Annotated in this window: 9 protein-coding genes and 1 pseudogene; 7 read left to right on the forward strand and 3 right to left on the reverse strand. The window is 63.4% G+C overall.

What is annotated here, in order from left to right; all coding sequences use genetic code 11:
- Both D6T64_RS22055 and D6T64_RS00380 read right to left on the reverse strand, forming a co-directional pair.
- A pseudogene (locus D6T64_RS22055) lies at positions 1-228 on the reverse strand (Fic family protein); the annotation flags it as partial.
- A gap of 151 nt (positions 229-379) precedes the next feature.
- Complete coding sequence (locus D6T64_RS00380; RefSeq protein WP_119970352.1) at positions 380-808, reverse strand: GNAT family N-acetyltransferase; 429 nt, start codon at positions 806-808, stop codon at positions 380-382.
- A gap of 307 nt (positions 809-1115) precedes the next feature.
- Between D6T64_RS00380 and D6T64_RS00385 the strand changes: the two genes are divergently transcribed.
- The 4 genes from D6T64_RS00385 (at position 1116) to D6T64_RS00400 (ending at position 3513) form a co-directional block, all read left to right on the forward strand.
- Positions 1116-1550 (forward strand): hypothetical protein, encoded by a 435-nt coding sequence (locus tag D6T64_RS00385; RefSeq protein ID WP_119970354.1) that lies wholly within the window; start codon positions 1116-1118, stop codon positions 1548-1550.
- A 305-nt stretch (positions 1551-1855) separates the two neighbouring features.
- Positions 1856-2095, forward strand: a complete 240-nt coding sequence (locus D6T64_RS00390) for an antitoxin VbhA family protein (protein WP_119970356.1) — start codon at positions 1856-1858, stop codon at positions 2093-2095.
- Positions 2095-2901 carry a Fic/DOC family protein gene (locus D6T64_RS00395; protein WP_119970359.1) on the forward strand — a complete coding sequence of 269 codons (807 nt, stop codon included), beginning with the start codon at positions 2095-2097 and terminating at the stop codon, positions 2899-2901. Before D6T64_RS00390 ends, D6T64_RS00395 begins: the two co-directional genes overlap by 1 nt.
- A 12-nt stretch (positions 2902-2913) precedes the next feature.
- Positions 2914-3513 (forward strand): recombinase family protein, encoded by a 600-nt coding sequence (locus D6T64_RS00400; RefSeq protein WP_119970361.1) that lies wholly within the window; start codon positions 2914-2916, stop codon positions 3511-3513.
- Between the two features lie 266 nt (positions 3514-3779).
- Here D6T64_RS00400 and D6T64_RS00405 read toward each other — a convergent pair whose 3' ends face one another.
- Positions 3780-4169, reverse strand: coding sequence for a hypothetical protein (locus D6T64_RS00405; RefSeq protein WP_199719004.1), 390 nt, complete (start codon positions 4167-4169; stop codon positions 3780-3782).
- Positions 4170-4423: 254 nt separating this feature from the next.
- Here D6T64_RS00405 and mobC point away from each other — a divergent pair, with 254 nt between their 5' ends.
- Genes mobC through D6T64_RS00420 form a run of 3 tightly spaced genes read left to right on the forward strand, consistent with a single transcriptional unit; the run spans position 4424 to position 7410 of the window.
- The gene (gene mobC, locus D6T64_RS00410) at positions 4424-4822 is read left to right on the forward strand and encodes a plasmid mobilization relaxosome protein MobC (RefSeq protein ID WP_119970363.1); all 399 of its coding nucleotides are present in this window, start codon (positions 4424-4426) and stop codon (positions 4820-4822) included.
- The gene (locus tag D6T64_RS00415; protein WP_119970365.1) at positions 4819-6549 is read left to right on the forward strand and encodes a relaxase/mobilization nuclease domain-containing protein; all 1731 of its coding nucleotides are present in this window, start codon (positions 4819-4821) and stop codon (positions 6547-6549) included. The genes mobC and D6T64_RS00415 overlap by 4 nt, the downstream gene beginning before the upstream one ends.
- Positions 6550-6564: 15 nt before the next feature.
- Complete coding sequence (locus D6T64_RS00420) at positions 6565-7410, forward strand: hypothetical protein (RefSeq protein WP_119970367.1); 846 nt, start codon at positions 6565-6567, stop codon at positions 7408-7410.
- Positions 7411-7652: the final 242 nt, after the last annotated feature.

Consider the following 7652-nt stretch of genomic DNA (forward strand, 5'->3'; position numbering starts at 1 on the left):
TTCGGCATCGAAGCGGGCAAGCTCACTGGCGGCCTCTTCGGTCACCGCGTGGAGTTCGCTGCTCAGCGGGATATCGAGATCGGCAATGAATGCGGGCACTGATGCCAAGTACGGTCCGGATGCCAGACGCTTCTGCGTTCGTGAGCCATAGTCGTCTTGGACGCTGCGCCAGGGCCGTTCCTCGTAACCGGTCGGCGCCCAGGGTAACTTTTCGTCAAACGTGGCCATGGAATAACTATACCAATGCTTAGCGATAGATCCATAGTTATGTGCGCGTCCTGTTCTGACTTATCCCGCACGCCGGATCTAAGGGCTGAACCGCAATTGTTCGTCCCATAGGGGGTTCCACTTACGGGAACAGTCAACAGTCGTCTCTCGGCTAAACGCCGGGGTTGACGATGCGCTCCATCCACGTCTCCGGGGCGATCAAGGTGGAGAACCCGAGATTGGAATACAGGCTGTGTGCATCGTTGGTCGAGAGGGCGATGCGTCTCAGTCCTAGGGGATCGCACTCCTCGAGAATCCCCGCGATGAGGGCTTTGCCAATGCCGTGACCGCGAACTGTGGGGTCGACGAAGACATCGCAGAGCCAGGCAAACGTGACGCCGTCCGTGATGACGCGCGCGTAGGCGACCTGCCGATTAGAGACAGTGTCGTACATGCCGAAGTTGCGTGAGCCGTCAATGGCTGCGTCCTGCCGTGAGCGTGATCGCTCGGGCGCCCAATAGGACAGCTCGCTGATCCAGCGGTGTATCTGGTCGCGGTCGATCTCAGTAAGGTCAGATGAGAACCGATAATTTGCATTCACTATCCCATCTAATTGTGTTGACACAAGCCGTGCTGAGTTCGGTCAATTGGACCGACCGCTGAATCCATGCAGCGACTACTATTTGACCCAGAAGAACCCAATGTTGCAACGACCGCCTGAATTCGCACAAATGGACCTCTGTGGGTGGTGCAAACAAAACCAAAATTGCGGATTTTATGGGCAGGGCGATCGCGAACGGCAAAGCCACGAAGGCTTTCGATCACATCGAATACGTCTGGAACTAGAGTGGGAATACCGTTGTCGTTCGTACCTCCACAGGCGGTCATGTCAGCAACGGATGGGTGAGATGAGCAACGAACTTGGTCGGCTGGTTGACAAGGGGGAGATAGATGAAGCTCTCCTCCGGGCGAAGGGACTGACGCCTCAAAAAGTAAGGGAACTCCTCTTCAGTGGGGACGGCTTTATGAAAGATTCCGCTCCGTATGGCGAGTTCATTGCTCGCTGGTACGGCTCGCTAAATAGTCCCTACTTACGAGCTGAGGCTGCGGATTGGTTCGCTCAGGCATATTTGACCGAGATTGCTGATGTACCAAACGCCGAGCAAATCGGAGCGGAGATGGCCACAGAATCGAAAAAGCAGGTCATCAGGTACCTCGCTCAGTCAATAGATGGGAAAGACATCAAGGACTGGGCTATGAGCCCGGAGAAGCCGCTTTCACGCAAGCAGCTAGAAGCTTGGAAACAAGCCTCCAATCGGCTTAGAGAAATATCGATTCCGTAGGGAACCCGCGGGGTGCTCCTGACTTCCTGTCGGATCAGGAGCACCCAGACGCGGGAACTGAGCGTTATGGCCGGGGGAGTGTCCGCTGAACGATGCGATACAAGACGCTGAAGCCCGTTCGGGATCGCCGAGGTTCTCAGTTTCGATGCGCCAAACAGCGATCACAGAACGCCGCCACAAAGCACAAACAGTCATACCCGGCCGGCCCGAAACTAACGCCCGAAACCCATACTTCCCGAAACTATCTATAGACCGTTTTCGGGCGAGCTGATAGAATTGATAGAGACCGAAGAGAGGGGGCCATCGTGGCCGCTGAGTTCAACATCGAGGCCCGCTGGCCGGAGCTGTTCGCGCCCCTCGACGAGGCGACCCGAACGGTGGTCGTGAACTCGTTTGCGTCGAGCTGGCACGAGGGTTGGGTGCCGAACCGTGAGGACGTCGAGAACCTAACTGATTTTGTGCGCGGCGCGATCGACGAAGCCGAGTACGACCGCCGCGCAGCGGGCGCGGCAGAGCGCCACCGCGCTCACGCCATTGCGAGCTGATGGCGTCACGGTTCGCCTCCTGGGATTCGTATTTTTGGGAGACTGGCGGCTCCGTGCTGCGCAACCTCTACGGAGAGCGCGACGGGGCCGCGCTGGCGCAGCGCGAGTACTCCGAGACCACCAAGCAACAGGTCAAGATCGAGCTGGGCCTGACGCCGATCCCGAGAACCTACGACGCCGAGCACATGCGTGCCATTCATCGGCAGCTCTTCGGCAACGTCTACGAGTGGGCGGGGGAGTACCGCATGGTCGGCATCCGTAAGAACCTGAGCGAGTTTGCGCAGCCCGGCGACGTGCCGCGCTACCTCAGCGACGCGGGCCGGATCGTGCGAGGAGCTCAGTGGTCGACGATGAATCGAGACCAGTTCGCGGCCACCGCCGCGGAGGTGTTCGCCTACGTCAACCAGGCGCACCCGTTCCGTGAGGGAAACGGCCGTATGGGCAAGCTGTTTATGCAACAGGTCTCGGAGCTGAGCTCGTATCGCATCGACTACAACCCCGCCGTGTCGGGCGTCACGCCGGAGATTTGGAACCAGGTGTCGATGCTCTCCGGTCCCGATCGCGGCCGTTATGAGCCGCAGTCGGCGTCGCTCGTTCCGGTGTTCCGAGCGATGACCGTCGAGCGGCCGCCGGCCCCTCAGGCGTCGGCACCTGGCGCGTCGACGGCGCTTTGGCGGGATCGTTCGCCCTACCGTGCATCGTTCCCGAGGCCGGCCACCGCAGCTACTAAGCCGGGTACCAGTGCCGGCCCCACCAACCGCGCGACACAGACGCCAGGGCGACGCCCCGACGTCGGGCGAGACTGATCGAGAGAGACCGTGACGAACATTGTTGGCTACGCACGAGTGTCAAAGCGTGACCAGAGCCCGGCAGCTCAGGAGGCCGAGCTGCGCGCCGCGGGTGCGGCGCGAGTGTTCGTCGACCACGGCGAATCGATCCGCGTTACCGAGCGGCCACAGTGGCTCGTTTGCCTGGACTATCTGCGCTCCGGTGACACCCTCATGGTGCGCCGCCTCGACCGCATCGCGGGCAGCGAGACGATGGCTATTCAGACCATCAGTGAGCTGCACGATCGAGGCGTGAACATTAAGAGCTTGACCGAGCCTGATATCGACACGACAACGCCGATGGGTCGGGCGCTGTTTGGCATTGTCGCCGTGTTCGCGCAGCTCCGCGTCGACACGATCCGGGATAACACCAAGCGTGGTCTCGCGAACGCACGAGCTGAGGGCCGTGTCGGTGGCCGGCCCTCTGTGATGACTTCCGAGCGTATCGAGCAAACCCTACGGATGCGTGCTGATGGTCAGAGTATTGTGCAGATTGCGAAGGTTCTCGGAGTCGGCAAGTCGTCGGTCTCACGAGGCCTCGACAAGGCCGCCGCTGACGCAGCGCACGACGCTTCCCAGCTCTCCGCGTAGCGGCCTGCCTGCATCTTCCCCGTCCCCCGATAAATGCCGCCCTTCAGGGGTCTCTCCTCTGAAATAATCCGTGCATTGGGGGGAGGGGGACTACCTACCCAACGAGGCCGTGCACGGGCCACACAGACGCAACACGACGAGTCCCGTCGACGTAACGGTGTGGCCGGTGTTCGGGTGGACGATTGGGGTCCCGCTGTCCACCTGTGGGCGGGTGGAGCCGCGAAGCGTTAGGGCTCAGGCCGTCCACAGGTGGTCAGGGGGTTACATCACGCACCAGCGCTGTCAGTCACGTCGACTGCGGCATCGTCCTCGGTTGTTGTCTCAGCGTTGGAACGCGCCGTAGTCGACGCCTTGCGGGCCTGGCGCTGGCGTACGCGTAGCTTCTTGTCGGGCTCGGCATAGCCGACCTTTCGCAGCTCCTCGACTGACCAGCCGGCGGCTTGCGCTGCGCTGTACTGCTTGACGTCCTCGCGCTCAGCCGCGGTGATTTTCTCGGCGGTCTCGCGCTCTACTTCGGCAAACCGGAGGGCCGCTGACTCGCGCACGGCCGTGAGGCTCTGGCGAGCCTGAGCAAGACTGCGAATCGTGCCGATTCTTTCCTCCTGGATACGCTGCGCCCGCTCGACTGCTTCTTCCACACTCAGTTCTTTAACCATGTACTCCATGGTATGAAATCACTCCAGACAGCGCGACGTTTCTCGTCGCATAAGGAGAACAGCCGCGGCCTTGCCACGACCCTTCCCGTCTGTCAACGTGAGGGCACGGAACGGACGCCCGGCGGGGAGCAAGCTATACACTTAGGTTCCCTAAGTGGCTTGATCCTCGACTTCCAGTCGCGGATCGGGCACACTTGACGTGTGATCCCCGCACGGGTGGGGTCGCTGCGCTGGGCCGAAAGTAGGTGAATCCGATGAGCGATGAGCTTCCTGGAGGTCGCCTGTTCTCTCGTCGTCGACGTGCCAACGTCACGGGCGGCCGTCAGCACTTCCACAAGGTGAAGGTCACGCCCGAGGAGGAGGCCGTGCTGCTCCGGCTGTCCCAGGCTCAGCGCGTTACCATCCCGAGGTTGCTCGTCGAGTCTGCGCTTGCGGTCGAGACGTCAGAGACGCCGACCGAGCGTCGCAATGCGATGGCGGAGCTGTACACGTTGCACCGTCTCCTGGCGGCGATTAGTAACAACGTGAACCAGATGGCGAAGGCCGCTAATGCCACAGGCACACTTCCTGCTGAGCTGACGGCGACACTGCGCGCGGTTTGCAGCACGGCTGAGCGGATCGACGACGCAATCGACGGGCTGGCCTCCTCATGATGCCGAACGTCAGCCGCGGCGATCGGATGGCCGGCCTGATGACCTACCTCGTTGGCAAGGGGCGCGCGAACGAGCACACGGAACCGCACCTTGTGGCCGGTGATGACGCGCTCATGGTCTGGCACGATGACGCTGAGCTGGGCGACGATGCTGCCCGGTCGATTGCTCGCCATCTTGATCGTCCGCGCACGTCGTACGGTGTTGAGGTTCCGGGCGGTCACGTGTGGCATGCGTCGCTGTCGCTGCGCGCGGAGGAGGGCATGCGTACCGACGCAGAGTGGGGCGCAATCGCTCGCGATTTTGTGACAGCGATGGGTTTCGACGATAACGAGGGTACGAAGGCTCCGTGTCGTTGGGTGGCCGTTCGTCACGGTGTGTCGAAGGCTGGCAACGATCACATTCACATCGCTGTGAACCTTGTTCGGGACGACGGAACTAAGGCGTCGATCCACCACGATTTCCATCGCGCACAGACCGCGGCACGCGCCCTTGAAGTGAAGTACGGTTTGGAGCAGTTGGAGTCGACGAAGGGTGAGCGGTCGACGCGCGGTTACAGTCCCGCGGAGCAGGCTCGTGTGCAGGATAGCGCGGCGAAGTTTGCGGAGAAGAAGTACCAGCAGCAGGTCGAGCGATCGGGCGAGCCGATGCCGAGTTGGGCGGAGCTGGACGGTAAGGAACGGCAGGCGCGCGTTGCGGCCGAGGTTCGGCTGAACGTGCCGCGTAACGACCTCGCCCGCAGCGTGCGCGGTGCTGCGACGTCGGCCGACAACGAGGCTGAGTTCGTTCGCCGGATGCGCCGGACGGGATTGCTTGTGCGGCCGCGGTTCGCGGACGGACGGACCGACGTCGTAACCGGCTACTCGGTCGCTGCACGACCTGAGGCCGGCCAACGGCCGATCTGGTACGGCGGCGGTCACTTGGGCCGCGACCTCACCCTGCCGAGACTGCGCGAGGGATGGCCCGACACCCCGACCCGCGCAACCGACGCGGCCGCCGAGTGGAGCGCCGCGAAGCGCGGCCGACGTATCGTCGCACCGGGGCGCGAGAGCCACGAGCCCGACCCGGAGCTGTGGACCCGGTACACCCGCGAGATAGGCAAGCTGCGCGACAAGCTGCGCAGTGTCCCGATTGACGACCGGGAGACCTGGCAGAGCGTGGCACGACAGACGGCCGGCGCATTTGCGGCCTGGTCGAACGCGGTCGAGTCCGAGCCCGGCGACCTCGCCGCGGCCGCCGACGCACTGTCGAAGTCCGCGCAGACCTTTCGCCGACCGGTGCAGCCGCAGCGTGCCGGCCTGGCATCAGTCGGAGGGGCCGCGATGCTCCTCGCCAGTGCCACGCGCGGAGGCCAGGGGCCAGCCGCTCAGGCCGCGCTCCTGCGCCAGCTCATGAACCTGTCCGGCGCGATTTACGACGCAGCGAAAGCATCCGGCGAAGCGCGACAGGCGGCGCTCCTGGCAACCGACGTCCGAGAGCGCCTGACCCACGTACGTCAGGGGCTCGCCTCGTCGACGTCGACGAGTAACACGGCCACCGCGACAGCCACGAGACCGACGACACAGACGCGCGCGATCGTCGACGAAGCCGTGCAGGAAGCCCTAGCCAAGATCGACCGCGGCCAGGACGCATGCAAGGGCAAGACCAGCTCGCCCGTGCCCGATCCCATCGAGCCGGTGAAGCCACGTACAACCACACGACCGGGCGCAGACCGCGGCCCCGAACGATAGAAGGGGAGACAGATCATGGCCGATGAGAGCGACGGCATCGAGGAAGCATTCGAGGGACAGTTGCGGGTACTTGTCACCGCAGCCGGCCGAATAGGCGAGACATTTGCCCGCGCCCGCGAGGACGCCCTACGCAAGGCGCAGGTCTCCAGCGAGAAAGAGGCACGCGAGCTGTCGTCACGGTTAGAAGCTGAGCGCCAGACGGCACACACCGAGTTCGGCAACGTGTACCGAAATGACTGGTGGGACAAAGCGACTCCCGAGCAGATCGGGAACACCTACCAGACCGCCCGTGCATGGTCGCATGAAGACCCCGAGGCCGTACGAGCGGAGTCCAGGATGAGGGACGAGCTGCGCAGCCGTTACGGCGTCGACGTCAACAACACCAACGCCGACCCGGCGGCCGTCAGGGAGGCCGTGGAGCGCGCAGAGCAGAACCGCGGCCAGTCGGACGCCGAACGTCAGCGTGCGACCGCGGAGGAAGCAGAAGCGGCGCGCCTGCTGAGCGAGGCCGACCGGGCCGATAATACCGCCGAACGGGCACGTGAGCAGGCCGAGCATGAGCCCGATCCGGAGCAGCGCCAGGAGTCCCGCGAGCAGGCCGAGTCGCACCAGTCGCGGGCCGACGCTGTACGCGCCGACGCTGAGCCGCTGTATGACTCCGCAGACCGTCGCCAGGCGACCGCAGCTGACCTCGAAGCCAAGGGCGTCAGCGCCGAGGCCGTCGGGGCAAAGATGCGCGCCGACGTCAGCCAGGCGAAGCCGGCGACCGAGGCGACCAAGGCCACAGTCGGCAAAGCACCGAAGGCCCGCAACACCCGAGGCCGCGCACCTCAGGCGCAGCGCGCAGAACCGAGCCGGTGAGCGCACGCCACACGCACGAGAGAGGGGCCGTACCTGGAAGGTACGGCCCCTCTCTCGCGCGACGACCTATGTTGTCAGCCGCGCCACACGCTCAGTACTCCGACCATTGCAACGAAGGCCGCGGACGCAACTGCGAAGACCCTGGGGTCAGCTCACGATACGGAATAAATAACACGCTAAGGGTTTCCGGCCCTGCTAAATGGTCTCTGTTTCACGAAACGGGATAAATATCACGGTAAGAG

The organism is Cryobacterium melibiosiphilum (assembly GCF_003602235.1).
In the GTDB taxonomy this organism is placed as follows: domain Bacteria; phylum Actinomycetota; class Actinomycetes; order Actinomycetales; family Microbacteriaceae; genus Cryobacterium; species Cryobacterium melibiosiphilum.